Source organism: Pseudomonas danubii, from assembly GCF_042980055.1.
Lineage (GTDB): Bacteria > Pseudomonadota > Gammaproteobacteria > Pseudomonadales > Pseudomonadaceae > Aquipseudomonas > Aquipseudomonas danubii.
Window position 1 is genome coordinate 2,617,815 of the sequence record NZ_CP116502.1, and the last position, 25,371, is coordinate 2,643,185.

Annotated in this window: 24 protein-coding genes and 2 tRNA genes; 8 read left to right on the forward strand and 18 right to left on the reverse strand. The window is 61.1% G+C overall.

Annotated features, from left to right (window positions below; translation table 11 throughout):
- Positions 1-198: 198 nt before the first annotated feature.
- Positions 199-393, forward strand: coding sequence for a hypothetical protein (locus PFZ56_RS12100; protein WP_110594975.1), 195 nt, complete (start codon positions 199-201; stop codon positions 391-393).
- 1 nt (position 394) lies between these two features.
- Here the strand turns inward: PFZ56_RS12100 and PFZ56_RS12105 are convergent, their stop codons facing one another.
- The gene (locus tag PFZ56_RS12105) at positions 395-820 is read right to left on the reverse strand and encodes a quorum-sensing-regulated virulence factor family protein (RefSeq protein WP_102861428.1); all 426 of its coding nucleotides are present in this window, start codon (positions 818-820) and stop codon (positions 395-397) included.
- Positions 821-1,011: 191 nt separating this feature from the next.
- On the opposite strand from PFZ56_RS12105, the gene PFZ56_RS12110 reads away from it, so the two are divergent.
- Positions 1,012-1,722 carry a tRNA-uridine aminocarboxypropyltransferase gene (locus PFZ56_RS12110; RefSeq protein ID WP_102878594.1) on the forward strand — a complete coding sequence of 237 codons (711 nt, stop codon included), beginning with the start codon at positions 1,012-1,014 and terminating at the stop codon, positions 1,720-1,722.
- Here PFZ56_RS12110 and PFZ56_RS12115 read toward each other — a convergent pair.
- A complete protein-coding gene (locus tag PFZ56_RS12115; protein WP_170001053.1) occupies positions 1,706-2,614 on the reverse strand; it encodes a DMT family transporter in 909 nt (302 codons plus the stop codon). The genes PFZ56_RS12110 and PFZ56_RS12115 overlap by 17 nt on opposite strands.
- A gap of 238 nt (positions 2,615-2,852) precedes the next feature.
- Here PFZ56_RS12115 and erdR point away from each other — a divergent pair, with 238 nt between their 5' ends.
- The gene (erdR, locus tag PFZ56_RS12120; protein ID WP_102861431.1) at positions 2,853-3,503 is read left to right on the forward strand and encodes a response regulator transcription factor ErdR; all 651 of its coding nucleotides are present in this window, start codon (positions 2,853-2,855) and stop codon (positions 3,501-3,503) included.
- 74 nt (positions 3,504-3,577) lie between these two features.
- Entirely contained in the window at positions 3,578-3,940 is a 363-nt protein-coding gene (locus tag PFZ56_RS12125; RefSeq protein WP_011059587.1) for a diacylglycerol kinase, read from the forward strand.
- On the opposite strand, the gene PFZ56_RS12130 is transcribed toward PFZ56_RS12125, so the two are convergent.
- Positions 3,937-4,863: a LysR family transcriptional regulator gene (locus tag PFZ56_RS12130; RefSeq protein ID WP_102861432.1), complete on the reverse strand. Its 927-nt coding sequence runs from the start codon at positions 4,861-4,863 to the stop codon at positions 3,937-3,939. The two genes, PFZ56_RS12125 and PFZ56_RS12130, sit on opposite strands and share 4 nt — an antisense overlap.
- Before the next feature lie 119 nt (positions 4,864-4,982).
- Between PFZ56_RS12130 and fpr the strand changes: the two genes are divergently transcribed.
- Positions 4,983-5,762: a ferredoxin-NADP reductase gene (gene fpr / locus PFZ56_RS12135; RefSeq protein ID WP_016966062.1), complete on the forward strand. Its 780-nt coding sequence runs from the start codon at positions 4,983-4,985 to the stop codon at positions 5,760-5,762.
- Positions 5,763-5,884: 122 nt separating this feature from the next.
- On the opposite strand, the gene tsaA is transcribed toward fpr, so the two are convergent.
- The 5 genes from tsaA to rimO all read right to left on the reverse strand — a co-directional run bounded on the left by tsaA (position 5,885) and on the right by rimO (position 9,886).
- Positions 5,885-6,580, reverse strand: coding sequence for a tRNA (N6-threonylcarbamoyladenosine(37)-N6)-methyltransferase TrmO (tsaA, locus tag PFZ56_RS12140; protein WP_170001052.1), 696 nt, complete (start codon positions 6,578-6,580; stop codon positions 5,885-5,887).
- A gap of 76 nt (positions 6,581-6,656) precedes the next feature.
- Positions 6,657-7,118, reverse strand: coding sequence for a DUF1456 family protein (locus PFZ56_RS12145; RefSeq protein ID WP_110594980.1), 462 nt, complete (start codon positions 7,116-7,118; stop codon positions 6,657-6,659).
- A gap of 66 nt (positions 7,119-7,184) precedes the next feature.
- The gene (locus PFZ56_RS12150; protein ID WP_102878598.1) at positions 7,185-7,895 is read right to left on the reverse strand and encodes an rRNA pseudouridine synthase; all 711 of its coding nucleotides are present in this window, start codon (positions 7,893-7,895) and stop codon (positions 7,185-7,187) included.
- An 82-nt stretch (positions 7,896-7,977) separates the two neighbouring features.
- The gene (locus tag PFZ56_RS12155) at positions 7,978-8,451 is read right to left on the reverse strand and encodes a GNAT family N-acetyltransferase (RefSeq protein ID WP_102861435.1); all 474 of its coding nucleotides are present in this window, start codon (positions 8,449-8,451) and stop codon (positions 7,978-7,980) included.
- Between the two features lie 97 nt (positions 8,452-8,548).
- The gene (rimO, locus tag PFZ56_RS12160; RefSeq protein WP_047284184.1) at positions 8,549-9,886 is read right to left on the reverse strand and encodes a 30S ribosomal protein S12 methylthiotransferase RimO; all 1,338 of its coding nucleotides are present in this window, start codon (positions 9,884-9,886) and stop codon (positions 8,549-8,551) included.
- A 381-nt stretch (positions 9,887-10,267) separates the two neighbouring features.
- On the opposite strand from rimO, the gene PFZ56_RS12165 reads away from it, so the two are divergent.
- Entirely contained in the window at positions 10,268-12,109 is a 1,842-nt protein-coding gene (locus PFZ56_RS12165; protein WP_372820914.1) for a potassium transporter Kup, read from the forward strand.
- A 168-nt stretch (positions 12,110-12,277) separates the two neighbouring features.
- On the opposite strand, the gene PFZ56_RS12170 is transcribed toward PFZ56_RS12165, so the two are convergent.
- From PFZ56_RS12170 to PFZ56_RS12190, 5 genes are all read right to left on the reverse strand, one after another.
- On the reverse strand, positions 12,278-12,553 hold the full coding sequence (locus PFZ56_RS12170; RefSeq protein WP_170001051.1) for a DUF3077 domain-containing protein: 276 nt from the start codon (positions 12,551-12,553) through the stop codon (positions 12,278-12,280).
- A 437-nt stretch (positions 12,554-12,990) separates the two neighbouring features.
- On the reverse strand, positions 12,991-14,289 hold the full coding sequence (locus tag PFZ56_RS12175; protein WP_170001050.1) for a virulence factor family protein: 1,299 nt from the start codon (positions 14,287-14,289) through the stop codon (positions 12,991-12,993).
- Positions 14,289-16,937 (reverse strand): bifunctional lysylphosphatidylglycerol flippase/synthetase MprF, encoded by a 2,649-nt coding sequence (mprF, locus tag PFZ56_RS12180; protein ID WP_102878602.1) that lies wholly within the window; start codon positions 16,935-16,937, stop codon positions 14,289-14,291. The genes PFZ56_RS12175 and mprF overlap by 1 nt, the downstream gene beginning before the upstream one ends.
- Positions 16,938-17,215: 278 nt before the next feature.
- A tRNA-Met gene (locus PFZ56_RS12185) sits at positions 17,216-17,292 on the reverse strand.
- 202 nt (positions 17,293-17,494) lie between these two features.
- Positions 17,495-17,571, reverse strand: a tRNA-Met gene (locus PFZ56_RS12190).
- Positions 17,572-17,865: 294 nt separating this feature from the next.
- Here PFZ56_RS12190 and dinB point away from each other — a divergent pair.
- A complete protein-coding gene (gene dinB / locus PFZ56_RS12195) occupies positions 17,866-18,933 on the forward strand; it encodes a DNA polymerase IV (protein ID WP_110594983.1) in 1,068 nt (355 codons plus the stop codon).
- A gap of 77 nt (positions 18,934-19,010) precedes the next feature.
- Here the strand turns inward: dinB and PFZ56_RS12200 are convergent, their stop codons facing one another.
- The 4 genes from PFZ56_RS12200 to PFZ56_RS12215 all read right to left on the reverse strand — a co-directional run bounded on the left by PFZ56_RS12200 (position 19,011) and on the right by PFZ56_RS12215 (position 23,813).
- The gene (locus PFZ56_RS12200; RefSeq protein WP_102878604.1) at positions 19,011-19,961 is read right to left on the reverse strand and encodes a hypothetical protein; all 951 of its coding nucleotides are present in this window, start codon (positions 19,959-19,961) and stop codon (positions 19,011-19,013) included.
- 17 nt (positions 19,962-19,978) lie between these two features.
- On the reverse strand, positions 19,979-21,694 hold the full coding sequence (locus tag PFZ56_RS12205) for a proline--tRNA ligase (RefSeq protein ID WP_102861442.1): 1,716 nt from the start codon (positions 21,692-21,694) through the stop codon (positions 19,979-19,981).
- 127 nt (positions 21,695-21,821) lie between these two features.
- Positions 21,822-23,387, reverse strand: coding sequence for an AmpG family muropeptide MFS transporter (locus tag PFZ56_RS12210; protein ID WP_102878606.1), 1,566 nt, complete (start codon positions 23,385-23,387; stop codon positions 21,822-21,824).
- 42 nt (positions 23,388-23,429) lie between these two features.
- On the reverse strand, positions 23,430-23,813 hold the full coding sequence (locus PFZ56_RS12215; protein ID WP_375106565.1) for an MGMT family protein: 384 nt from the start codon (positions 23,811-23,813) through the stop codon (positions 23,430-23,432).
- A 129-nt stretch (positions 23,814-23,942) separates the two neighbouring features.
- On the opposite strand from PFZ56_RS12215, the gene PFZ56_RS12220 reads away from it, so the two are divergent.
- Positions 23,943-24,950, forward strand: a complete 1,008-nt coding sequence (locus tag PFZ56_RS12220; RefSeq protein ID WP_102878608.1) for a DUF481 domain-containing protein — start codon at positions 23,943-23,945, stop codon at positions 24,948-24,950.
- Between the two features lie 117 nt (positions 24,951-25,067).
- Here PFZ56_RS12220 and PFZ56_RS12225 read toward each other — a convergent pair whose 3' ends face one another.
- On the reverse strand, positions 25,068-25,277 hold the full coding sequence (locus tag PFZ56_RS12225; RefSeq protein WP_002554837.1) for a cold-shock protein: 210 nt from the start codon (positions 25,275-25,277) through the stop codon (positions 25,068-25,070).
- Positions 25,278-25,371 lie beyond the last annotated feature (94 nt).

A 25,371-nucleotide genomic window follows, 5' to 3' on the forward strand; every position in this document is an offset into this window, starting at 1 on the left:
TGACTTGATCATGTGCCCATAAAGTCTTGGCTGGCAACCGCTTCTTAGTGAATTTAGCGGCCTTGGCACCATTGGTCAGGCGCCGCGGCAAGGGCTCGAGCCTCTGATTTACTAAAGTGCAGCGCTTGGTTCAGGAGCCGGCTCCAGGAAGGGGGCGCGGCCATCCGTCCGTGCAAGCCGAGGGCAGGGAGGCAAGGGATGACCACTGTCGTGCTGGAAGTCGATCCGCAGTTGTACCAGTTGTTGCAAGCTGCGGCGGCAGCCCATCATTTGAGTCTTGAGGAAGAGTGCCGGCGTCGCTTGGCGGGGGAGGAGCGGCCTTCGCGATATCTGCAGGCCCTGGTAGCGGAGTTGCGCGCTGATGATCAGCAGCGGCGCGCGTCCCGTTCTTGATTCACTTCTTCTTGGGCGTGTTTTGGGAAGGGCAATCCGATTCCTGGAAGCGCGCCGAGGCTACAGGGCGATTGGTGCGGTTTTCGGTGAACTCGTAGCGCATGACTGCGCCTTTGGCCATCAGCTTGCGGTAGTTGGGGTTACGGCAGACGCTGGCACCCAGCTGCAAGTAGACGGCCTTGGGGTTGGCGCGCATTTGTTCGGCGTGGCCGGCCTGGACGCTGAGGTGATTGATCAACTCCTTGCCTTCAACGGTATAACCCTGATCGAGAATGTTCTCGTTGACTTCCCGGGGAGTGCCGACGTTGCTTTCCGCAGCGACCTTCTCCAGCATTTTGCTCAGTTCGAACTCTTGCAAGGACGCAGCCTGGACACCCAGGGGCAAGGCCAGCAGAAGGGCGACGGTAGGGATGGTAAAGCGCAACATGAAACTCTCCTGGTGCAGTGACTGATGCTTCGACCAGCCACTCGACTGTGCGTTCAGTGGCGACGAATTATAGGGGGAGAGCTAGGAAGGCGGTACAGGTTTGAACTGATGGCTCTGATAAACTTGTCCGACTTTTTACCCCTTCGAGTTATTTCCGTGTCGATTCCTGTCCTTTGCCGGTGTGCTCAGCGATGAGCCATGCTGTATCCCGTCTACGTGATCTGCGCATGGCTCGTGCGGTCAAACCCTTTTTTGCGCGGGGCTCACGCGCTGAGCGCTGCCCGCGTTGCCGAGTGATTCCCAGCCACTGCCTGTGTGCCTGGCGGCCCAAGGTCAGCGCCGAGTCGGCCATGTGCCTGGTGATGCACGATGTGGAGCCGCTCAAACCGAGTAATACCGGCTGGTTGATCGCTGATGTGATTGCCGATACCTGGGCGTTTCACTGGTCCCGTACCGAGGTCGATCCGCAATTGCTGGCCTTACTGGCTGATCCGCAGTGGCAGCCTTATATCGTCTTTCCCGGAGAGTTCGTGGCCCCCGAGCGAGTGGTCAGCGAGGTCCGGCAGCAGGAAGGCAAGCGCCCGCTGTTCATTCTGCTGGATGCCACCTGGAGCGAAGCCCGCAAGATGTTTCGCAAGAGCCCCTATCTTGAGCACTTGCCGGTGCTGAGCCTGTCATCGGAGAAGCTCTCGCGCTACAAGTTGCGGCGCTCCAAGCGTGACGACCATTTCTGTACCGCCGAGGTAGCTGCCCTGTGCCTGGAGTTGGCGGGGGACGAGCAGGTCAGCCAGGTCATGGACGCCTACCTTGACGTATTCAGCACTCATTACCTGTCGGCGAAGTTCCAGAAGGCCATCGATCCTCTGGATGAAGTGCACTCCCGGCTCAAGCCCTTTGTGTAGTGGCGGCGCTGGCCTGGGGTTTTTGCGGCCATAGCTGGGCCACCAACATGCCGCTGAGCATGAGTGCGCAGCCGAAGTAACCGCGCAGCTGCAGTGATTCATCCAGCAGCCAGGCCCCGGCGATGGCGGCAAACACGGCTTCGAGGGACAGAATGATTGCCGCGTGGGAGGCGATCGCGTCCCTCTGGGCAATCACTTGCAGGGTGTAGCCGATGCCCACAGCAATCACGCCCCCGTAAAGAATGGCCGGACCGGCGGCGACAATCGCGTTCCAGTGAATCGGCTCCAGGCACAGCGCGAGGATCAGGCTCACCACCGAACAGGTGGCAAATTGCAGGAAGGCCAGGCGAATCGGGTCGTGGCGGCTGGCGAATACTCCCACCAGAATCACGTGTGCGCCCCAGACAAAGGCGCCGATCAATTGCAGCCAGTCGCCGGATGCAACGTGAAAGCTGTCGCTGACAGTCAACAGGAACATGCCCACCACGGCCAGCACCGCGCCGAGCCAGGTACCTAGTCCCGTCTTGTGGCCAATCAGCAGTCCCAGCAGCGGCACTACAATGACGTAGAGCCCGGTGATGAACCCGGCATTGGTTACGCTGGTAAACATCAGACCGACCTGCTGCAGGTTGATCCCCAGAGTAAGGGCCAGGCCCATGAGTACGCCGCCCAGCAACAGGCCACGATTGAGCAGGGGGGCGGGGTGGCGATCAGCGGGCGTTCTGCGTAGTACCAGTGGTAGCAGGCAGAGTGAGCCCAGAGCAAAACGCAGGCCGGAATAGAGGAAGGGGCCGATATGATCCATGCCGGAGGATTGTGCGACAAACGCAGCCCCCCAGATGACAGCGGTGATCAGCATCAGGACATCGGCACGCAAGGCTTGGCTTCGCATGAGGGCTCTCTTATTAGTTAGCTGGCTAAGATGCCGCAAAGCTTCACGCTTGACCACCCTGGCTTCGCTGGGCATGCTTGGCGCCGATTAGGGCGCCAGCGCTGTTTGAACCACCGTTTTGCTCAGGCTTTTCGCGGTGTTCGTGCTCTTTGGGTATCGCATTCTGGCGAGCCCCCCATGTTGCTGGGTGAGGGCTGAATGCATCAGTCCTGCCATGAAAAACAGGATCATTTGAAAAATGGCCACATACGAAATCCTGATTGCCGATGACCACCCGCTTTTTCGCAGCGCACTGCATCAAGCTGTCACTCTGGGCCTGGGTCCTGATGTGCGTCTGGTGGAAGTGGCGAGCATCGCCGAGCTGGAAGCCCGCCTCACCGAAAAAGCTGACTGGGATCTGGTGCTGTTGGACCTGAACATGCCTGGTGCCTACGGTTTTTCTGGCCTGGTGCTGTTGCGTGGGCAGTATCCGCAGATTCCGGTGGTGATGGTTTCGGCGCAGGAAGAAGCGTCCGTCATGGTTCGTTCCCGCGAGTTCGGGGCCAGCGGTTTCATTCCCAAGTCCAGCTCCCTGGAAGTCATTCAGCAGGCGGTGCGCAGTGTCCTCGATGGTGACGTCTGGTGGCCGCCGCAAGCTTTTGAAGAAGTCAGTGTTTCGGCGGAAGCCAAGGCCGCCAGTGAAGGCCTGGCAAGCCTGACGCCTCAGCAGTTTCGGGTACTGACCATGGTCTGCGAGGGGTTGTTGAACAAACAGATCGCTTATGAGCTGAGTGTTTCCGAGGCGACGATCAAGGCTCACGTGACGGCAATTTTCCGCAAGCTCGGGGTTCGCACCCGTACCCAGGCGGCCTTGCTCTTGCAACAACTTGAGTCAATTTCCAGCCATTAACCGGCTGCTTGTTCACGCTTTTTTGACTTTGGTTGAACTAGTTTCCTCACTCCTTTTTTTCAGTTGCTCAGCTTATGTCGCCTTTCAAAGGTCAAACCGGTCTCAAACGTATCCTCAACGCCGCTGGCTATTCGTTCGATGGCTTGCGCGCCGCCTTCACCGGCGAGGCGGCATTTCGTCAGTTGGTGTTGCTCAACGTGATCCTGATTCCCTTGAGCTTTCTGCTCAACGTCAGCCGGGTCGAGCGCGCGCTGCTGATTGCCGTGTGCCTGCTGGCGCTGATCGTCGAATTGCTCAACTCGGCGGTGGAGGCAGCGATCGACCGGATTTCCCTGGATCGTCACCCGTTGTCGAAGAACGCCAAGGACATGGGCAGCGCGGCGCAATTTGTCGCCCTGAGCATGATCACCATCGTGTGGGCCGTGATCCTGATCTAAGGAATGCTCGGCAGGACGATTTCGTCGCTTCGCTGTACCCCGGCGGTAAAGGAACGGCACAGTTCGAGGAACTCGCGCATGGCTGAAGTCTGATACTTCTGTTTATGCCAGATGAAGTAGAACTGCCGGGCCAGATCCAGGCCCGGTGTTTCCACTGGCACCAGGCTGCCACGACGAAAGGCATCTCGCAGCGCCAGCCTGGAGATGCAACCAATCCCCAATCCCGACTCCACCGCACGCTTGATGGCTTCGGTGTGCTCCAGTTCCAGGCGGATGTTCAGCGCGCTGCGATGATGACGCATGGCCTGGTCGAAGGTCAGGCGTGTCCCGGAACCCTGCTCCCGGAGAATCCAGGCTTCGTGGGTCAGCTCCTCCATGGTGGCGTGGCCGCGTTTGGCCAAAGGGTGCTGGGGCGCGCAGAACACCACCAGCTCATCCTCGACCCAGGTTTGCACCTCGATATCTGGGTGACTGCAGTCGCCCTCGATTAGACCCAGATCAATTTCGTAGTGGGCCACCTGTTGCACGATATGCGCAGTGTTTTGCACATGGAGCTTCACTTGGCTTTCCGGATGCACCTGCATGAAGCTGCCGATCAGCAGGGTCGCCAGGTAGTTGCCAATGGTCAGGGTGGCGCCCACCGACAGTGAGCCGAACCCGGACTTGCCGTTGAGCAGATCCTCGATCTCCTTGGCCTGGTCCAGCAGCGCCACCGCTTGTGGCAAAAGCTGTTTGCCCAGGGCGTTGAGGCTTAGGCGCTTGCCAGCGCGATCAAACAGCTGGCAGCTGGATTGGCGCTCGAGCTCGGTGATCGAGGTACTCGCCGCCGATTGCGACAGGGCCAGGAGCCCGGCAGCGCGAGAAACGCTCTCTTGCTGGGCGACGGCGACGAAGACTTGCAGTTGACGGAGAGTGAATCGCATATCGATATAACCGATAACCCTTATCTTAATAATCCAGTTAACAGATATTGTCGCCGCCATTAGAATGCTGTGCAATTGCGCTCATGGTCAGCGCAGGCAATTTCTAGGAGCCCCCGTACATGAGCAACATGAACCACGAGCGTGTCCTCAGTGTTCATCACTGGAATGACACTCTGTTCAGCTTCAAGTGCACCCGCGACCCGGGTCTGCGCTTCGAGAACGGTCAGTTCGTGATGATCGGCCTGCAACAGCCCAATGGCCGTCCGCTTATGCGTGCCTACTCCATTGCCAGCCCGAACTGGGAAGAGCATCTCGAATTCTTCAGCATCAAGGTTCCAGACGGTCCGTTGACTTCCCAACTGCAGCATCTGAAGGAAGGCGACGAGATCATTATCAGCAAAAAGCCTACCGGCACCCTGGTGCTGGATGACTTGAAGCCGGGCAAACACCTGTACCTGCTCAGCACCGGCACCGGCCTGGCGCCGTTCATGAGCGTGATCCAGGATCCGGAAACCTACGAGCGTTTCGAAAAAGTGATCCTGTGCCACGGCGTTCGCTACGTCAACGAAGTCGCCTACCGCGAGTTCATCACCGAGCACTTGCCGCAGAACGAGTTCTTCGGCGAAGCGCTGCGTGAGAAGTTGATCTACTACCCCACCGTGACCCGCGAGCCGTTCGAGAACGAAGGCCGCCTGACCGACCTGATGCGCAGCGGCAAGCTGTTCCGCGACATCGGTCTGCCACCCATCAACCCGCAGGACGACCGCGCCATGCTGTGCGGCAGCCCGAGCATGCTGGAAGAAACCAGCGAAGTGCTCAACAGCTTCGGCCTGACCGTTTCGCCGCGCATGCGCGAACCGGGCGACTACCTGATCGAGCGCGCCTTCGTCGAGAAGTAGGAGCGAGCTTGCTCGCGAAGATCGCCCAAGCAGCGCATTGGTGCTGATTGGGCACGATCTCCCGAACGCAAAAAAGCCCGCGTTGCCTGTCAAGGCAACGCGGGCTTTTTCGTTTCCGCGGTTCAGCCCACCGGGACTACTTCCAACACCCGGATCAGCCCTGGCTCGGGGTAATGCCAGCGCACATCCAGGTCCCAGAACTGCGCGCCGTATTCCCGCTCGGCAGTAGGCACCTGATAGGCCGGGCGCGGGTCCTGGGCCAGGCACTGCTCGATCAGCTCCACCAAGGGCTCCTGCAGGCGCTGAGCGTGGGTCTGAGCCTGTTGCAGGGCAATGTCCTGCCACTGCACTGGTATCAACTGTGGTGCAGCGCTGGCGATGTCATTGCTCGCCGCAGCAATGATGTCGGCGTAAGGCACGTAGGGTTTGATATCGAGGATCGGTGTGCCGTCCAGCAGGTCGATGCCGGAGATCCACAGGCGGTTGGCCTCGACCTTGTCCAGCTTGACCACCGACTGGCCGATACCGTTGGGTCTGTGGGTCGCTCGGGTAGCGAAGACCCCCATGGACTTGTTGCCCCCCAGGCGCGGCGGGCGCACCTTGAGCCGCGGCTTGTCTTCCAGGGCCTGGTGAAACAGGAACAGCAGCCAGACATGGCTGACCTGCTCCAGCCCTTGCACCGCCTCGCCCTGATCGAAGGGCGCCACCAGTTCCAGTACCCCACGGGCGGCGGGTGCCAGTTGCGGCTGGCGCGGGATGGCGAACTTCTCCTTGAAACAGGAGCGCACGAAACCGATGGGCGAAACGCTGTAGGTCATTTGGCAGGCCTCAAGCTTTGAGCCACAAGCCGCAAGCTACAAGCGTTGAACTGGCAGCTTGAGGCTTGCAGCTGTCTTAAGCTCTAACCCGCAGGGTCAGGCCCTTGAGGAAGTTACGCAGCAACTGGTCGCCGCAAGGGCGGTAGTTGGTGTGGCCGAACTTGCGGAACAGCGCGCTCAGCTCAGGCTTGGACACTGGGAAGTCGGCGGCCTTGAGCACGGCGTGCATGTCATCTTCCTTGAGCTCGAAGGCCACGCGCAGCTTCTTCAGGATGATGTTGTTGGTCACCGGCAGTTCGATCGGCAGCGGCGGACGGCTTTCATCCTTGCCGCGCTTGAAGATCACCAGGCCGTCGAGGAAATGCGCCATGACTTCGTCCGGGCAGTGCACGAAGCCTTCTTCCTCGTCCTTCTTCAGGTAGCTGACGATGTCGTCCAGGCTGACCTTGAAGCCGGTGAGCTTGATGATGTCCACGACCTTCTTGTCGCTGATGTCGAGCATGTAGCGCACGCTGCGCAGTACATCGTTATGAATCATGGTTACAGTCCTGATCAATGCGCGTTGAGCGCCGCGCCAGGGCACGGCGTCTGAATGGGGGCGGTTTTAGAACTTTTCTTTGGCCGACAGGTAGCGCCACTGGCCCAGCGGCACTTTGCCGATGGACACGCCGCCGATCCGGATGCGGCGAATGGCGACGACCTTGAGGCCGACGGCTTGGCAAAACAGCGCGATCACGCCCGGCTGCGGGTTCTTCATGGCGAAGCGCAGGCGGTTTTCGTTCTGCCAGCTGGCTTTGACCGGCGGCAGCTCGCGGCCTTTGTAGGTCAGGCCGTGATTCAGGCGGTTGAGGCCGTGGTCGATCATCTCGCCTTCGACCTCGACCACGTATTCCTGCTCGATCTTGGCCGCATCGGCCGTCAGCTTGCGCAGCACTTTCCAGTCCTGGGTGAACACCAGCAGGCCACTGGCGTTGGGCTGCAGGTCTTCACTGGCGGTCAGGCGCAGGAAGTGCCCGCGCAGCGGACGTTTGCCGTAGCGGTGCTCATCCGACAGGCTGTCGGCGCCGATGGATGCCAGGGCGCTGTCCAGATCCTGGCCGGCGGGCACGTTGAGCAGGATGGTTACCGGCTCCGGGGCGGTGGCCTTGGCCTCGGGGTCGAGGACGACCTTTTGCGCGCCGACCTTGAACTGCGGTTCGTCGATGACTTCGCCGTCTACGGTGACCCAGCCGCCCTCGATGAACAGCTCAGCCTCCCGGCGGGAGCAGCCGACCAGTTCGATGAGGCGTTTGGAGAGACGAATCGGGTCAGTCATGTCAGGGGCCGTATCAAAAGAGGGCGGCTATTGTACCTGCCTGGCGCCGGTTAATCGCGGGTCCATTTGCCCGCTGTGGCTTTTAGCCGCGTCGGGCCTGCAGTTGTGGTTGTTTCAGGCGCATGTGCAGCAACGGGTAGGGCTGGCCCATGCCGTCCTGTTCGGAGCGGCCGACCACTTCGAAGCCCTGCTTGAAGTAGAAGCCCAGGGCCTGGGGATTCTGTTCATTGACGTCCAGTTGCTGGGCATTCAGGTGTTCCACCGCGTAATGCAGCAGTTGCCGGCCCAGGCCCTGGCCGCGATGAGCCGGGTCGATGAACAGCATCTCGATCTTGCCCGCTGCCACGCCAGCGAAACCGGTGATGCGTTGCCGCTGATCCCGGGTACAGATCAGCATCACCGCATCCAGGTAGCGGGTCAGTACCAGGTTTCTCAGCAGCTCTATATAGCTGTCCGGGAGAAAGTCGTGGGTGGCGCGCACCGAGTCTTCCCAGACGCGGACCAGTTCCGGGTAGTCGCTGAGTTTGGGGGTGTGGATGACCGAGTGGTGGCGCATGCCGCTTGTCCCTGAAGTGATTGGCAAGGGCTAACGATAGACCGAAAAAAGCCCCGCATCTCGTGGCGAGAGCGGGGCTTGGCAGTTTTTTTACGCCTTACAGGGTCTCGGCCCAGAGGTCGTATTCGTCGGCGTCGGTGACCCGGCACCAGACCTTGTCACCCGGCTTCAGGTCGCCCGCACCGTCGATGAACACGTTGCCGTCGATCTCCGGCGCATCGAAGAAGCAGCGGCCCACGGCGCCATTCTCATCAACTTCGTCGATCAGCACTTCGATCTCTTTGCCGATGCGCTGTTGCAGGCGTGCCGAGCTGATTTCCTGCTGGTGCGCCATGAAGCGCTCCCAACGGTCCTGCTTGACCTCGTCCGGGACCACTTCCAGGTCCAGGTCATTGGCCGGAGCGCCTTCCACCGGCGAGTACTGGAAGCAGCCGACGCGGTCCAGCTGGGCTTCGGTCAGCCAGTTGAGCAGGTACTGGAAGTCTTCCTCGGTTTCGCCAGGGAAGCCGACGATAAAGGTCGAGCGGATGATCAGCTCCGGGCAGATCTCGCGCCAGGCCTTGATCCGCGCCAGGGTCTTGTCTTCGAAGGCCGGACGCTTCATGGCCTTGAGCACTTTCGGGCTGGCGTGCTGGAACGGGATGTCCAGGTACGGCAGGATCTTGCCGGCGGCCATCAACGGGATCAGCTCGTCCACGTGCGGGTACGGGTACACGTAGTGCAGGCGCACCCACACACCCAGGGTGCTCAGGGCTTCGCAGAGCTCGGTCATGCGGGTCTTCACCGGCGCGCCGTTCCAGAACCCGGTGCGGTATTTGACGTCGACGCCGTAGGCGCTGGTGTCCTGGGAGATCACCAGCAGTTCCTTGACCCCGGACTTGACCAGGCGCTGGGCCTCGTCGAGCACATCGCCCACCGGGCGGCTGACCAGCTTGCCGCGCATCGACGGGATGATGCAGAAGCTGCAGCTGTGGTTGCAGCCTTCGGAAATCTTCAGGTAGGCGTAGTGGCGCGGGGTCAGCTTGATGCCTTGCGGCGGCACCAGGTCGATCAGCGGGTTGTGGTCCTGTTTCGGCGGCACCACTTCGTGCACGGCATTGACCACCTGCTCGTACTGCTGCGGACCGGTCACGGCCAGCACGCTGGGGTGCACGTCACGGATATTGCCTTCTTCCACGCCCATGCAGCCGGTGACGATGACCTTGCCGTTTTCCTTGATGGCTTCGCCGATCACTTCCAGGGATTCGGCCTTGGCCGAGTCGATGAAACCGCAGGTGTTGACCACCACGACATCGGCGTCCTGGTAGGTGGACACCACGTCATAGCCTTCCATGCGCAGTTGAGTGAGGATGCGCTCGGAGTCGACCAGAGCTTTTGGGCAACCCAGGGATACGAAGCCGACTTTCGGGTTGGCCGGCGCGGAGGGGGTGGACATGTCTAACCTCGGTATTGGGTGTCGAATCACTTGGGGGGCAAGTGCGACGCTTGGGCGCTGGCTGCGCCTCTGATCAAAAAGTGCGCAATTCTAGCGATGGTCGACGCGCTTGACCAGCTTTATACGGGGGAAATACGACCAGCGCTGGACTATGCTTCTTCCCGTTATGCCCGCTTGCTTTCATACGACGTTAGTTGGCGCCTTAGTGGTAATAAGAATCTGCAAATTACATGGCAAACTGCGCAACTTAAGAGAATAGCGCTTGTATAACCTTGCGCTTTCTATATAAGAAGCCCCGGTCTTGAGTAGTAGGAGTCATTGATGGGTCAGGCAAGTAGTCAGGCGGCGAGTGGCGAGCACTCCGGGGGCAAGCCTCTGGGGATGCTGGTGGCGGCGGTCGGGGTGGTGTATGGCGATATCGGCACCAGTCCGCTCTACACCCTCAAGGAGGTGTTTGCCGGCCATTATGGGGTTCAGGTCAATCATGACGGGGTGTTTGGCATCCTCGCGCTGATTTTCTGGTCGTTGATCTGGGTGGTTTCGATCAAGTACGTGCTGTTCGTCCTGCGGGCCGACAACCAGGGCGAGGGCGGCATCATGGCCCTGACCGCGCTGGCCAGACGGGCGTCCGGTTCCTATCCGCGCTTGCGTTCGATGCTGGTGATTCTGGGCCTGATCGGCGCGGCGCTGTTCTATGGCGACAGCATGATCACCCCGGCGATTTCCGTGCTGTCGGCGGTCGAGGGCCTGGAGCTGGCATTCAGCGGCCTGGAACACTGGGTGGTGCCAATGGCGCTGGTGGTGCTGGTGGCCTTGTTCCTGATCCAGAAACACGGCACTGATCGCATCGGCAAGCTGTTTGGTCCGGTGATGGTGGCCTGGTTCGTGGTCCTTGGCGGGTTGGGGGTCAACGGCATTCTCCAGCACCCGGAAGTGCTGCAGGCGTTGAACCCGATGTGGGGCGTGCGTTTCTTCATCGTTCATCCGGGCATGGGGGTCGCCATCCTCGGGGCGGTGGTTCTGGCATTGACCGGTGCCGAAGCCTTGTACGCCGACATGGGGCACTTCGGGCGCAAGCCCATTGCCCGGGCCTGGTTCGCCCTGGTGCTGCCGGCGCTGGTGCTGAACTACTTCGGCCAGGGCGCGTTGCTGCTGGAAAACCCTGAAGCCGCCCGCAACCCCTTCTACCTGCTGGCGCCGAGCTGGGCCCTGATTCCGCTGGTGGTGCTGGCCACCCTGGCCACGGTGATCGCGTCCCAGGCAGTGATTTCCGGAGCCTTCTCCCTGACTCGCCAAGCAATCCAGCTGGGTTACATCCCGCGGATGCACATTCAGCACACGTCCAGCGCCGAGCAGGGGCAGATCTACATCGGTGCGGTGAACTGGGCGCTGATGGTGGGTGTGATCCTGCTGGTGCTCGGTTTCGAGTCCTCCGGTGCCCTGGCTTCGGCCTACGGCGTGGCGGTGACCGGGACCATGCTGATCACCAGCATCCTGGTGTCGGCGGTGATCCTGCTGCTGTGGAAGTGGCCGCCGATGCTGGTGGTGCCGCTCCTGCTGGGATTCCTGTTGGTGGATGGGCTGTTCTTCGCCGCCAACGTGCCGAAGATCTTCCAGGGCGGCGCCTTCCCGGTGCTGGCGGGGATTGTGCTGTTCCTGCTCATGACCACCTGGAAACGCGGCAAGGAATTGCTGGTGGATCGCTTGGACGAAGGCGGGCTGCCGCTGCCAATCTTTATCGGCAGTATCCGCGTACAGCCGCCGCATCGGGTGCAGGGCACTGCGGTGTTCCTCACGGCCCGTCCAGACGCCGTGCCCCACGCCTTGCTGCACAACCTGCTGCATAACCAGGTGCTGCACGAACAAGTGGTGCTGTTGACGGTGGTCTACGAGGACATTCCGCGGGTGCCTGCAAATCGGCGCTTCGAGGTGGACTCCTACGGTGAAGGTTTCTTCCGGGTGATCCTGCACTTCGGTTTCACCGACGAACCGGACGTCCCGGAAGCCCTGAAACTGTGCCACCTGGACGAGCTGGACTTCAGCCCCATGCGCACCACCTACTTCCTCAGCCGTGAAACCGTGATCGCCTCCAAGCTGGTGGGCATGGCCCGCTGGCGCGAAGCGTTGTTCGCCTTCATGTTGAAGAACGCCAACGGCAACCTGCGCTTCTTCAAGCTGCCGGTGAACCGGGTGATTGAACTGGGTACTCAGGTCGAGATGTAATCCTGACCAGACAAAAGCCCCCGTTGCCTTGCGGCAGCGGGGGCTTTTTCGTTTTTACGGTTCTGTAGGAGCGGGCTTGCTCGCGATGACGGACTGGCCATCGACATCGATGCTGATGACAGGACGGTTTCTCCCCGGAGCCCACCGGCCCCGTGATCGCCCCGGCCTTTACGCGGCTAGCGCCTGCACCACATCGTCCACCACCGCCTTGCCCATGGCGGTCAGGTAGTGCGCGGCCCAGGCGTGACGATCGCTGTCTTTGCTGTAGGCAGCGTCCTCGGCAAAGGCCTTGGCCAGGGACAGCAGATCGGAAGCTTGGGCCAGGGCGTCGCCAATGGGCAGGCCGGGGCTGACCTGGAACAGCGGGCGTTCCGAGCAGTAAAGGAAAGTGCTTAAGCCGATAGTTTTCAGATCTGACAGTTGAGGCGGGTTCGCATTGTTCATGGTCCAACTCCTGAATTTGAGGAGCTACCACGTTCGTTTCCAAGCGAATGGGTGGCAGCTGTACGCAGGTTGGAAAACCGGGAATCCAGGAAACCGGCAGACCCGAAGGTCTCCCACGCACAGCCGCCATAACTGATGGATTACAGGTGCTAAATTCGCCTGCAATCACTATGGGGTGCTAGTTGCCCAGACTCTTCGGGTTTCCAAGCCCGGTCGCTGAAGTTCAGCGACACCCGGAGCCTAGCCCGTCGAAGCGCAGGCCAACAAGGCAGCAAAGTGCCCAAAACGCACCCCTTACACAACTCTCGGAGTTTGCCTACAACCTGCGCGGGAGTCATCCGCCATTACGCGGTCTTCAGCGAGGAAGCTCAGGCCGCTGATGTAAAAAAGCCCCCGCAACCTGAGGCTGCGGGGGCTTTGATGGGGCGAGGCTCAGCTCACTCTTGAGCGGTGGCCTGATCCTTGGCCTGGCGCTTTTCGATGGCATCCACCAGGCGCTTGGCCAGTGCCGGGTAGTTCTCATCGAAGTGATGGCCGCCCGGCAGCTTCATGGCTTCACCGACCGCAGTCTTGTCGGTGCAGCCGCTTTCGTCGACTTCTTCCTCACCGTAGATGCACACCACCTTGGCGGCGGGCAGCTTGGCCATTTCCGGGCCGGTGGCAGCTTCCTTGCCAGCATTGCCCAGCCAGCCTTCGACTTCGATCTCGAAGCTGCCGGTACGGGCGAAGGCCAGCAGGATAATGGCGTCGACCCGCTGCTGCTCGGCTTCCGGCAGGCGGTTGTAGATCGCCGGCAGCACGTCGGCGCCGAATGAGTAGCCGGTCAGCACGAAGCGCTTGGTGCCCCACTTCTGCCGGTAGTGCTGCATCAGTTCGGTGAGGTCAACGGCGCTTTGCTCAGGCGTCTTGTGCTGCCAGTAGTAGCGCAGGGTGTCGATGCCCACCACCGGGTAGCCGATCTTGGCCATCTCGCCAGCCACGTCGCGGTCCAGGTCGCGCCAGCCGCCGTCGCCGGAGAGGAACAGGGTCACGGTGTCCTTGGCCTGGCCGGCCGGGACTTCCACCACGGGAATGTTCAGGCCGCCGTTTTCCGAACCCACCAGCAGCTTGCGCAGCTCGTTGTTCAGCACTTGGGGCAGGTGGATGTCGTAGTCGCTGATGCTGGTAGTGGCGTTGGGGGTATCACGCACGAAGCCGGCACTTTCGTCATCCGGGTTGTCGTTCCAGGCCACCAGCCAGTGGCCGTGGGCCAGGGTCTTGGGCAGTGGATCGGTGCAGCCGGGCGCCGGGTTGATGGTGAAGCCTACCGACACGGCTTGGGCCTTGTCGTCGTTCTGGGTGGCGACCCAGCGCCAGGCCAGGGCGGCGCCCGGGCCGATGCCGCTGACCAGGGTGGCCGGGCCACTGAGCTGGGGCAGGGCGCTTTGCAGGGCTTGTTCCTGCAGTTTGCAATCGTCCTTGGGCAGGATCACCTGGACGATCTGCGCCGCGCCGCTGCGGCTCAGGGCCAGCAGTTGTTTATCGGTCAGGGTCGAATCAGGCAGCACCGCCACCACCACCCGGGCCTTGGCCTTGGCGCCTGGGGTCACTCGGGTCAGGGTCGAGCCGTCGGCCTGGGTCAGTTGTTCCAGGGTCGGTTCAGGGGCGGGGCGGTTCCACCACCAGTAGCCACCACCCGCAAGCAAAGCCAGTACCACCAGTGTGGCCAGCAGATACCGCCAAGAGCGTTGAATCATCAGCGTTTCACCAATCCAGTCAGGCCGCCTGCGATCAGGGCGGCGGTGTCGGCCAGTGCCACCAGCGGGTCGAGCCCGGCCGGCACGGCCATGTAACGGGGTTCCCAGTCGGGCTGGAACTTGTCTTTGAAGCGGCGCAAGCCTTGGAAGTTATACAGTTGCTCGCCACGGCGGAAGACCATCGAGCCGAGGCGTTGGGTCAGCGGCGCGCCACGCCGGGGTTGCAGGCCGGACAGCGGCACCATGCCCAGGCTGAAGCGGGCGTATCCATGATTTTTATAATGCTGGATCAGGCCGACCATCATGAACTCCATGGTCAGCTTCGGCGCGTCCGGGTGCGCGCGCATCAAGTCGAGGCTGGCCAGGTCATGGCTGTAGGTCTCGAGCAGGTTGGCGAAGGCCACCGGGCGTCCTTCAAAACGGATGATGGCGATGCGGAAGTGCTTGAGGTAGTCGTCGCTGAAGCGCCCCAGGGAGAAGCCTTTCTCGCGGACATTCTTGCCGGTCAGCCAGGCGTCTGAGATCACTTTCAGCTCGTCCATCGGCGCTTGCCCCGGCTCGTGGATCTCCAGCGACAGGCCGTCGCGGGTACCGCGGTTCCAGGTGTAGCGCAGGTCCTTCATCTCCTTGCCCTTGGCTTCCAGATCAAAGCGCTTGAGGTCGACCCGGGCTTCTTCGCCGAGCTTGATCGCGGTCAGGCCGATGTCCATGTAGTAGGGCAGGTTTTCCGCCCGTACCTGGTAGAACACCGGGCGCGCGTGGTGCAGGTCGCACAGGTCGCGGAACTGCCAGATCATTTCCGCGCGCTGCTGGGTCGGGCCGATGGGGTCGTACAGCGCCACCAGGCTGCGGCCGCGGCGAGCGTACATCAGGAAGGCATCGTCGTTGGGGTGGAACAGCAGCGCCTTGTCGCCGGTCAGGGCCAGGCCGCCGTCAGGTTGGGACGAGGCCATGAGGATCTTCGCAGCCTTGTCCAGCTCGTCGCTGGTGGGCAGGTGGATGACCGGGCGCGCGGTACGCAGCAGCCAGGTCAGGGACACCACCAGCAACAGCACCGCAGCCCCCAACAGCGAACGCAGGCCCCGAGGGGCGTCGGCGTCGAGGGTGAACTGCCACCACAGTTGATGGCTGTAGGGCACGTCCTGATAGGCGAACAGCAGCAGCCAGGTGGAGGCGCCGAGCACGCAGACGCTGGCCACCAGGTACAGCGGCGAGAAGGGCAGTTCGGTGAGGCGGCTGGGGCGATAGAACGAGCGCCGGAACACGGCCAGCAGGCTGGCGGTGAGGGTCATCAGGCAGGCTTCTTCCCAGTCAAAGCCTTTAAGCAGCGAGAGCAGGGCGCCTACCAGCAACAGAATGGTGGTGAGCATCCAGGCGGCGGACAGGCGCCGGCGCAGGCCTTGGGCCAGCAGCAGGCAGAGCACGCCGATCAGGCTGGCGCCGAAGTGCGAAGCGTCCACCAGGCGGTGAGGAATCAGGAAGCCGATGTGTTGCAGGCGGGTATCGATTTCCGGGGTGGCGCCGGAGAACAGCAGCACCACGCCGGAGAGAAACACCAGCACCGCCAGGATTGGCGCTGCCAGGCCTGAAGCCACTCGCAGGGATTGTCGGGTCTGGAACAGGCGCTGGGCTTCGTTGATCAGCAGCAGGACGCAGGCCACCAGCATCGGCAGCACCACGTAGATCAGGCGATACAGCAGCAATGCGGCCGCCAGGGGCGCGGCCCCGAGCTTGTCGGCAAACGCCGCCAGCAGGATGGCTTCGAACACCCCGACGCCGCCGGGTACGTGACTGAGTACACCAGCGGCTAGGGCCAGCAGATACACCAGCAGGAAGGCGCCGAACGGCGGTGCTTCGGGCAGCAGCAAGTAGAGCACGGTGGCGGCTGCGGCAACGTCCAGAGCAGTGATGATCAGTTGCAGGAAGGTCAGGCGCCGTCCAGGCAGGCGCAGGGTGCGGCGTCCGACCCGGACCAGCAGGTTGTCGCGCAAAGGCTGTTCCGGCAGGCGTCGGCGATAGATACCGACGGCCAGTACCGCGCCCAGCAGCAGGATAGCCAGGGCAATGCCGGCCAGCAGGCTTTCAGGCAGGCGCAGGGCCGCCGAGGCTGCCGGCAAGTTGCTCAAAGTGGCCAGTGCCGCCAGCGGTGGCAAGGCACAACCCAGAGAGAGGCTGGCAAACAGGGTCATGTGCGCGACGTCGGAGGCCCCCAGCCCATGACGTGCATACAGGCGATAACGTACCGAGCCGCCGGACAGCAGCGACAGACCAATGGCGTTGCCGATGGCGAAGGCGGTGAAGCCGCCCAGAGCCAGGGTGCGGCCGGGCAGGTTGACTCCGGCATAGCGGCTGGCGGACCACTCGTACCCCAGCAGAATGATGAAGCCGACGATGGTCGCGCCCAGGGCGCCCAGTAGGGCGGGCTTGGGTACTTCGAGGATCGAGTCGTGCAGGGCGTAGAAGTCCAGCTCGCTAAGCAGGTGACGGCAAGCGATCAGGGCAATGGCGAACAGCAGCAGGGTTATGGCCAGGCCCAGGGGTTGGCGGTACTTGCTCAACAGGTCCAGCCAGCGCAGGCGAGTGGTTGTCACAGGTTGAGTGGCGGTAGTGGTATCGCTGTCTTGCGAATCAGACGTGTTGGCGCGCATCAATCACCTCGTGGATTGTGCGCGACAGGATGGGGGTATCCGGCCAAGTTACCAATCCCTGTAGAAAAAATAGTTTCAAATATTAACGCGTCTCACCGTGGCCCGGCGACCCTGGGCGATGGCCGCCGGGTGGTTGCTCGAGACAGAGCATAGCTCGCATCTTGAAGGGTCGAAGCATCGCTAAAAGGCTCGCAACACTTTGCCAGGTCATTGTTGCGAAAGGACTTTTTCAACAGATACAAAAAAGGCCACTCTTTCGAGCAGCCTTTTTTGATGTTTGGTTGCGGGAGCCGGATTTGAACCGACGACCTTCGGGTTATGAGCCCGACGAGCTACCAGACTGCTCCATCCCGCGTCTGTGTGGCGGCATTCTACAGGCGAACGACTGAGTGTCAACCATTAATGGTTCGACAGGTCAAATAAACGTCGAATGGCCGGTTCCGTCTCTTAAGTCATCGACAGCTAAAGAGTTTTGCCTATGCCGTGTTTGAGAGGGAGTAGTGCAAAACAGGCGCGCACAAAAAAGGCCACTCTTTCGAGTAGCCTTTTTTGATGTTTGGTTGCGGGAGCCGGATTTGAACCGACGACCTTCGGGTTATGAGCCCGACGAGCTACCAGACTGCTCCATCCCGCGTCTGTGTGGGCGGATTCTACAGCGTCGCTGGCGCCTGTCAATCATTAATTTTTAAAAAAGGCTTCCTGTTCAATCGCTTAGCGTGCTTCCAGGAGCGTTTTTCGAGGCTTGGGCCCAGGTAGAACGTGGCTTTCAGCTCTATGGAACGCTTGGTGCTCATTAAGAGAATAAATTTCTCATGGCGCTTTGCCGATTGATCCGAGATGCAAGGTACTGGTGCTATATACAGGTGTCGGTAGATACTGGCTGCCCGCTTTAATTCCAACTTCGGCTTTCAATGATCACTGCCTTTATATGATGCAGCGCAAAATCATCCACATCGACTGTGATTGTTTCTACGCCGCCATCGAAATGCGCGACGACCCGCAACTGGCCGGCAAGCCGCTGGCAGTGGGTGGTTCCGCAGATCGGCGGGGGGTGATCGCCACCTGCAACTACGAGGCGCGGGCCTATGGCGTGCGCTCTGCCATGTCGTCGCGGCACGCGTTGACCCTGTGCCCGGACCTGGTGATCGTCAAGCCGCGCATGGATGCCTATCGCGAGGCGTCGAAAGAGATTCATACGATCTTTCGTGACTACACCGATCTGATCGAACCCTTGTCGCTGGACGAGGCCTATCTGGATGTTTCCGATAGCCCGAACTTCGCCGGTAGCGCCACGCGCATTGCCCAGGACATTCGCCGGCGGGTTTCCAACCAGTTGCATATCACGGTGTCGGCCGGGGTCGCGCCCAACAAGTTTCTGGCCAAGATTGCCAGCGACTGGAAAAAGCCCAATGGATTGTTCGTGATTACCCCGGATCAGGTGGAGGATTTTGTCTCCGAACTGCCGGTGAGCAAGTTGCATGGGGTGGGCAAGGTCACGGCGGACAAACTGGGTCGCCTGGGGATTGTCGACTGCCTGCAGTTGCGCGACTGGAACAAGCTGGCCCTGGTGCGCGAGTTCGGCAGTTTCGGCGAACGCCTGTGGAGTCTGGCCAGGGGGATCGACGAGCGGCCGGTGCAGAATGACAGTCGGCGGCAGTCCATTAGCGTGGAAAACACTTACGACGTGGACCTTCCCGATCTGGATAGCTGCCTGCAGAAGCTGCCGGAGCTGATGGAGACTCTGGCAGGGCGCATTGCGCGTATCGACAGCAGTTATCGGCCGGGCAAACCCTTCGTCAAAGTGAAGTTCCACGACTTTACCCAGACCACTCTTGAGCAGGCGGGGGCCGGACGGGATCTGGAGAGTTATCGGCAACTGCTGACCCAGGCCTTCAAGCGTGGCGGCAAGCCAGTGCGGCTCTTGGGGATTGGCGTGCGATTGCAGGATCTACGCGGTGGTCACGAACAGCTGGAGCTGTTTCGGGGCGTGTTGTAGGCGCTGGCTGGCTGGCGAATTTGGCGTCGCGATCGATCCGCGGCGTGGTGTTCGCCGGCAAGCCGGCTCCTTGTCAATCAGTGACCGGGATCGGCGACCAGGCGGCCGGCGTTCTTGGTCAGGGACTTTAGAAACTCGCTCTGCAATTCCGGATCGTTGCGTGTCAGCTCGATCAGGCTCTGCTCCAGCTCGCTGGCCTCTTCTTCCAGACCCAACTCCGACAGGCGCTTGACCCGGTGCACCCATTGGCTCACTTCGTCATCTTCCAGGTCGTCGTAGATCAGTGCGTGAGCTTCCACCAGCTTGCCGCGCAGGGTGCTGCTCAGGCTCAGGGACGAGTCGGAATGCACTTCGTCCTGAGCATCCTCGACACTGATCTGCAACTTGCCGATGTGGTTCAGGTCCTGTTCGGAGAATGGCGCGTCCAGCAGGTTCAAGCGCAGCACGCCATTACGATCGGTGCTCATGTCGTAGGTTTGCTTGCCGGCCTTGACCTGCACCGGGCGCTCGCTCCAGGGCAGGCTCGAATACTCCAGGCGCTTGTCACGCTGGACTTCATCGATGGCCGCCAGGTTCTGCTGAGCCCGGCCGTGGGACGGCATGTTCATGAACGGGTTGAGCCCGGACACGCCGTAGCTGACCCAGTCCTTGGTGACGCTGTCCGGCAGGTTGCCCAGAGCAAACACGTTGACCACATTGGCGCCGACGCCGGCCACCAGGGCCACCGCGCCCAGCGGGATCTCGTAGATTTCCCGCCAGGGTTGGTAGGGCGTATAGCGATCGTAGCGGCGAGTGACCTCGAATTCGGTGACTTCGAAGGTCTTCTGCTCGTGGATGCGTACCCGGCGTTGCGGCAGCTCAAGCACCTTAGGCTCACCGACATCGATCTGCAGGCTGTGGTCGAGCAGTTTGCGCTCGACGCGTTCCTCGTGTTCGCTGCGTTGCGACATCTGGTTGGCGCAGCCGCTGACCAGCAGGGCGCCGCACAAGGCGGCGCCCCCGAGGCTTAAGGTGTTTCGCTTGAACATGACTTCTCTATCTGGTTTCAGCGACGGATACGGGCTTGGAGGAAGGACAGGACGTCGGCCACGGGCAGCGCTTGTGCCTGGGCTTCGGTACGGCTCTTGTATTCCAGGTTGCCTTCGGCGAGGCCGCGGTCACTGACCACGATCCGGTGAGGAATGCCGATCAGCTCCATGTCCGCGAACTTGATGCCCGGGCTGGTTTTCTTGTCGCGGTCGTCCAGCAGCACTTCGAAACCGGCGGCAGTCAGTTCTGCGTACAGTTTGTCGGTGGCTTCGCGAACCTGCTCGGTTTCGTAGCGCAGCGGTACCAGGGCGATCTGGAACGGCGCCAGGGTATCGCTCCAGATGATGCCGTTTTCATCGTTGTTCTGCTCGATGGCGGCCGCCACCACGCGGGACACGCCAATGCCGTAGCAGCCCATTTCCAGGGTCACTGGCTTGCCGTTTTCGCCCAGCACTTCGCACTTCATCGCCTTGCTGTACTTGTTGCCCAGCTGGAAGATGTGCCCGACCTCGATGCCGCGCTTGATTTCCAGGGTGCCCTTGCCGTCCGGGCTCGGGTCGCCGGCCACCACGTTGCGCAGGTCGGCAACAGTCGGAACCGGCAGGTCGCGTTCCCAGTTGACGCCGAAGTAGTGCTTGTCGTCGATGTTGGCGCCGACGCCGAAGTCGCTCATCAGCGCCACCGAGCGGTCGATGATGATCGGCAGTGGCAGGTTCACCGGGCCCAGGGAGCCGGCGCCGGCGCCGATGGCGTCACGCAGTTCGGCTTCGGAGGCCATGACCAGCGGGCTGGCAACGCCAGGCTGGTTGGCGGCCTTGATTTCGTTCAGTTCGTGGTCGCCACGGATGATCAGGGCGATCAGCTTGCCGGCTTCTTCGGCATGCACCACCAGGGTCTTGACGGTCTTCTCGATCGGCAGGTTGTAGCCTTCCACCAGCTGGGCGATGGTTTTCGCGTCAGGGGTGTCAACCAGGCGCATCTCTTCGGTCGGAGCCGGGCGCGAGGTTTCGCGCGGCACGGCTTCAGCCTTCTCGATGTTCGCTGCGTAGTCGGAACCGTTGCTGAAGACGATATCGTCTTCGCCGGACTCGGCCAGTACGTGGAATTCGTGGGAACCGGCGCCGCCGATGGAACCGTTGTCTGCTTCAACCGGGCGGAACTTCAGGCCCAGGCGGGTGAAGACGTTGCAATAAGCCTGGTGCATGCGGTCGTAGGTGACCTGCAAGGACGCCTGGTCGGCGTGGAAGGAGTAGGCGTCCTTCATGATGAACTCGCGGCCGCGCATCAGACCGAAGCGTGGGCGGATCTCATCGCGGAATTTGGTCTGGATCTGGTACAGGTTCAGCGGCAGCTGCTTGTAGCTGCTCAACTCGTTGCGGGCCAGATCGGTGATCACTTCTTCGTGGGTCGGGCCGGCGCAGAAATCGCGCCCGTGACGGTCTTTGAAGCGCAGCAGCTCCGGGCCGTACTCTTCCCAGCGACCGGATTCCTGCCACAGCTCAGCCGGTTGAGTGCTCGGCATCAACACTTCAAGCGCGCCCGCGGCGTTCATTTCTTCGCGAACGATGGCTTCAACCTTGCGCATCACTCGCAAGCCCATCGGCAGCCAGGTGTACAGGCCGGAAGCCAGTTTACGGATCATGCCGGCGCGCAGCATCAGCTGGTGGCTGATCACGACCGCGTCGGAAGGCGTTTCTTTCTGTGTGGCGAGCAAATATTGACTGGTACGCATGGTAGGCCGTTGTCGGTTGCTGAGACTGGAAGTGACGGAGCATTGTACGGGCGAGTTCCGCTGGCGTACAGGATTGCGCTTTGAGGGGACGGGAGCCGCGGAGAAAAGCCGCAACTCCCGGGATTTTCTAGGATTCCTCGCCCACGACAGCGCCCTTGGCGGGCTGCTCCGACGGGTCTTTCGGTCCGGCGCGGCGGCTCTCCTGGAACCAGTGAATGGCGATCAGAATCAGGGTCGGCACCCCGAGTATGGCGGTGATGAGGAAGAAGTCGTGATAGCCGTATTTTTCCACCATGACTCCGGAATAGCCGCCGATCAGGCGTGGAAGCAGCAGCATGATGGAGCTGAGCAGGGCGTACTGAGTGGCCGAGAACTTGAGGTTGGTCAGGCTCGACAGGTAGGCGACGAAGGCGGAAGTGGCCATTCCCGAGCTGAAGTTGTCCAGGGAAATGGTGGCAATCAGCATTTTCAGGTTCGGGCCCATGTCGGCGAGCATGAGGAACAGCAGGTTGGTGCCGGCAGACGCGGCACCGCCGATGAACAGGATCGGCAGGATGCCGAAGCGCACGATCAGCAGGCCGCCCATGCCGGCCCCAAGCAGGGTCATGATCAGGCCGAAGATCTTGCTGACCCCGGCAATCTGGTCCTTGGTGAAACCCTGGTCGATATAGAAAACATTGGCCATCACGCCCATGACCGTGTCCGACATGCGATAGGTGGCGATCAGACCCAACAACAGAAAGGCTTGCCAGCGGTAGCGCAGGATGAAGTCGTTCACCGGGGTCAGCACCGGCGCCAGGCCCCGGCGGCCCATGGCCGACAGGCACAGGGTGCTGAGGGTGATGTAGAGGATCGCCCGCAGGAAGGCCCGGTCTTCCAGCAGCAGGTCCAGCAGGCTGACGCCGTCGAAGATCACGCTGGCGAAGTCGGTGTTGTACAGCTGGGTAAAGGTGGCAGGCACTGAAACCAGGAGCACGATCAGGACGAACACCGAGATCAACTGGTGGGCGAAGCTGTAGCGCCCTGCCGACAGTTGAGTGCGCAATGGCACTGCTGGTTCACGCATCAGCAGGGTGGTTAGCAGTGCTGGAATCATCAGCACGCCGAACAGCACGTAGGTACCGGTCCAGGCCGAATGCTTATAGCTGAAGCCGGTGGAGCCAAAGCCTTCGGCGAAGAACAGCGCGCCGGCGGTGGCCAGCAGTACCGCGACTCGATAGCCGGACATGTAGCTGGCGGCCAGCGCGGCTTGTCGACTGTCGTCGGCGATTTCCAGGCGATAGGCGTCGATGGCGATGTCCTGGGTCGCCGAGGCAAAGGCCACGACCACCGCAATGGCGATCAACCAGGACAGGTGTTTTTGCGGATCGCAGAAGCCCATGCCGATCAGGCCGAGAATCACCAGGACCTGGGCCAGTACCAGCCAGGAGCGGCGTCGGCCGAGCTTGCCCAATAGAGGCAGGCGCCATTGGTCGAGCAGTGGCGACCACACCCATTTAAAGGCATAGGCCAAACCGATCAGGCTGGCGTAGCCGATGGTTTCGCGGGCCACACCGGCCTCGCGCAACCACACCGAAAGAGTCGAGAACACCAGCATGTAAGGCATGCCGGCAGCGAAACCAAGCAGCAACAGCACGAGCGTCGAGGGGCTGGCATAGGCGGCAAGTGCGGCGCGCCAGGTTTTACGGGGCATGGGCTGAAGTCTGCCTCAGATTACGGAAACAAAGCGCGCACTCTAACCGCTGTGCTCTACCGGGCGCCAGCCATGGCGCTGAATATCCACGCGATTGTTCAGGATAGAGACACCTTCGCCGCGCAGTCTGGCGCGCTGCTCGTCGCCTGATGGGCTACCGACGGGCAGGCTGATGCGGCCGCCAGCACCGAGTACCCGGTGCCAGGGCAGGCTGGTATCGGCGGGTAGCTGACTGAGGGTGCGTCCAACCCAGCGCGCGGCCCGGCCCAGGCCGGCCATTTCTGCCAGTTGGCCATAGCTGACGACCTTGCCTTCGGGGACTTGGGCCAGGGTCAGGTACAGCGCCGTGCGTCGGATTTGCGCGGGGGTTTGCGAGTCTTCGCCGTGTTCGGTCACATTCGCGGTTCCAGATAGGGGCAGGGGCACGGAGAGATTGTGAGGATGAAAGTCTTGTGAGTATTGAACTCACTCTCGATACCCGGGTCAGTCCTGACTAAGGCTTGTTCAGCAGGAATAATGCCGTTTTTTTTCGCAAGATCGAGTCCTGTATTGCTTATGTTGCCTAGAACGTTGCTGTGTTTCGCGGTGCTCAGCGCCTCCATGCCTGCTCTGGCCGATACCGTCTGGTTGAAGAACGGTGACCGGTTGAGCGGCAAGATCAAGGTTTTCGACGGCGGTAAGCTGTTGATCCAGACCGATTACGGTGGCGCCATTTCCATTGATTGGAAGCAGGTCAAGACCCTGGAAAGCGATCAGGAGTTGCTGGTCAAACAGGATGCCTACACCGGGGAAAAGGCCAAGTCGCTGCAGGCGGCGGAGGAGGGCAAGGTTGTCCTGGCCAACGGTGAAGCGCCCAAGACCGTGGAGTTGGCCAGTATCCAGCAGATCATGAAACCCAAGCCGCTGGTGGAGGATGTGGTCTGGAAGGGCAATGTCGACGTGGCCATGGATTACAAACGTGCTGAAAAGGACACCGATGACTATGACATCGACTTCAAGACTTCGGCGCGCCATGGTGCCTGGCGTCACAACGCCCAGGGTGAGTACAACCGTGAGTTCCAGAATCAGGTGGTGACTACCGACAACTGGAATGCCGAGTACGCTCTGGACCGCTTCATTACCGAGAAGTGGTTCTGGGAAGGACGCCTGACCTACAAGCGCGACAAAGTAGAAGATCTTGCGCGGCAACGGGTGGTGGGTACGGGTCCCGGCTACCAGTTCTGGGACGATGAGCTTGGGGCGTTCTCCTTGGGCTCGCTGCTCAACCGCACGGATTACGAGTACGCCGATGGCGGTAAGGACAGCTTCTACTCACTGGCGATGAAGTGGGATTACAACCGTTACCTGATTGGCAAGCGGGTGGAGTTCTTCACTAATGGCGAAGTGGGCAGGCCGTTTTCCGGCGTCGCCGATTACGCGCTGGATGCGGAGATGGGGCTGCGCTACAAGGTCACGGACTGGGCGTCGCTCAACCTCAAGGCGGAAAAGGATCTGATCCGCGGTACCGAGGACAGCGACTTGGATAAGACCCGCTATACCGTGGGCTTTGGCGTGACCTGGTAACGGGGTACCAGCCAGGAGCATTCGCGAGGATGCGCCTTGGCTGCACGCCGCAAAAACCTGCGGGCACAAAAAAGCCCCGCTGTTGAGGGCGGGGCTTTTTTACTGGATCAGTACAAGTTAGATAACTTGAACTTCTTCAGCTTGCATGCCTTTCTGACCGCGGGTAGCGATGAAAGAAACCTGTTGGCCTTCTTTCAGGCTTTTGAAGCCGTCGGATTGGATAGCTTTGAAGTGTACGAACAGGTCGTCACCGGATTGTGGAGTGATGAAGCCGAAGCCTTTTTCATCGTTGAACCACTTAACGGTACCGGTTTGGCGATTAGACATGGTGTATCTCCTTGGACAAAGTTAACTGCGACTCAGGAAAAGCCCTGGCCGAGACTGAGTGCAAAGAGCAGGAAAAATTCTTGGAGATGGTTGG

What these genes read in the sequence shown, in the direction of transcription:
- mprF (WP_102878602.1), bottom strand. Translation starts at nt 16,937, where the DNA reads ATGCGCGCCAACACGTCTGATTCGCAAGACAGCGATACCACTACCGCC.
- PFZ56_RS12145 (WP_110594980.1), bottom strand. Translation starts at nt 7,118, where the DNA reads ATGATTCATAACGATGTACTGCGCAGCGTGCGCTACATGCTCGACATC.
- PFZ56_RS12130 (WP_102861432.1), bottom strand. Translation starts at nt 4,863, where the DNA reads ATGCGATTCACTCTCCGTCAACTGCAAGTCTTCGTCGCCGTCGCCCAG.
- PFZ56_RS12105 (WP_102861428.1), bottom strand. Translation starts at nt 820, where the DNA reads ATGTTGCGCTTTACCATCCCTACCGTCGCCCTTCTGCTGGCCTTGCCC.
- PFZ56_RS12175 (WP_170001050.1), bottom strand. Translation starts at nt 14,289, where the DNA reads ATGATTCAACGCTCTTGGCGGTATCTGCTGGCCACACTGGTGGTACTG.
- PFZ56_RS12110 (WP_102878594.1), top strand. Translation starts at nt 1,012, where the DNA reads ATGAGCCATGCTGTATCCCGTCTACGTGATCTGCGCATGGCTCGTGCG.
- fpr (WP_016966062.1), top strand. Translation starts at nt 4,983, where the DNA reads ATGAGCAACATGAACCACGAGCGTGTCCTCAGTGTTCATCACTGGAAT.
- PFZ56_RS12220 (WP_102878608.1), top strand. Translation starts at nt 23,943, where the DNA reads ATGTTGCCTAGAACGTTGCTGTGTTTCGCGGTGCTCAGCGCCTCCATG.
- PFZ56_RS12155 (WP_102861435.1), bottom strand. Translation starts at nt 8,451, where the DNA reads ATGCGCCACCACTCGGTCATCCACACCCCCAAACTCAGCGACTACCCG.
- PFZ56_RS12100 (WP_110594975.1), top strand. Translation starts at nt 199, where the DNA reads ATGACCACTGTCGTGCTGGAAGTCGATCCGCAGTTGTACCAGTTGTTG.
- PFZ56_RS12200 (WP_102878604.1), bottom strand. Translation starts at nt 19,961, where the DNA reads ATGTTCAAGCGAAACACCTTAAGCCTCGGGGGCGCCGCCTTGTGCGGC.
- PFZ56_RS12150 (WP_102878598.1), bottom strand. Translation starts at nt 7,895, where the DNA reads ATGACTGACCCGATTCGTCTCTCCAAACGCCTCATCGAACTGGTCGGC.
- PFZ56_RS12165 (WP_372820914.1), top strand. Translation starts at nt 10,268, where the DNA reads ATGCTGGTGGCGGCGGTCGGGGTGGTGTATGGCGATATCGGCACCAGT.
- PFZ56_RS12210 (WP_102878606.1), bottom strand. Translation starts at nt 23,387, where the DNA reads ATGCCCCGTAAAACCTGGCGCGCCGCACTTGCCGCCTATGCCAGCCCC.
- dinB (WP_110594983.1), top strand. Translation starts at nt 17,866, where the DNA reads ATGATGCAGCGCAAAATCATCCACATCGACTGTGATTGTTTCTACGCC.
- PFZ56_RS12205 (WP_102861442.1), bottom strand. Translation starts at nt 21,694, where the DNA reads ATGCGTACCAGTCAATATTTGCTCGCCACACAGAAAGAAACGCCTTCC.
- erdR (WP_102861431.1), top strand. Translation starts at nt 2,853, where the DNA reads ATGGCCACATACGAAATCCTGATTGCCGATGACCACCCGCTTTTTCGC.
- PFZ56_RS12225 (WP_002554837.1), bottom strand. Translation starts at nt 25,277, where the DNA reads ATGTCTAATCGCCAAACCGGTACCGTTAAGTGGTTCAACGATGAAAAA.
- PFZ56_RS12170 (WP_170001051.1), bottom strand. Translation starts at nt 12,553, where the DNA reads ATGAACAATGCGAACCCGCCTCAACTGTCAGATCTGAAAACTATCGGC.
- PFZ56_RS12125 (WP_011059587.1), top strand. Translation starts at nt 3,578, where the DNA reads ATGTCGCCTTTCAAAGGTCAAACCGGTCTCAAACGTATCCTCAACGCC.
- PFZ56_RS12115 (WP_170001053.1), bottom strand. Translation starts at nt 2,614, where the DNA reads ATGCGAAGCCAAGCCTTGCGTGCCGATGTCCTGATGCTGATCACCGCT.
- tsaA (WP_170001052.1), bottom strand. Translation starts at nt 6,580, where the DNA reads ATGACCTACAGCGTTTCGCCCATCGGTTTCGTGCGCTCCTGTTTCAAG.
- rimO (WP_047284184.1), bottom strand. Translation starts at nt 9,886, where the DNA reads ATGTCCACCCCCTCCGCGCCGGCCAACCCGAAAGTCGGCTTCGTATCC.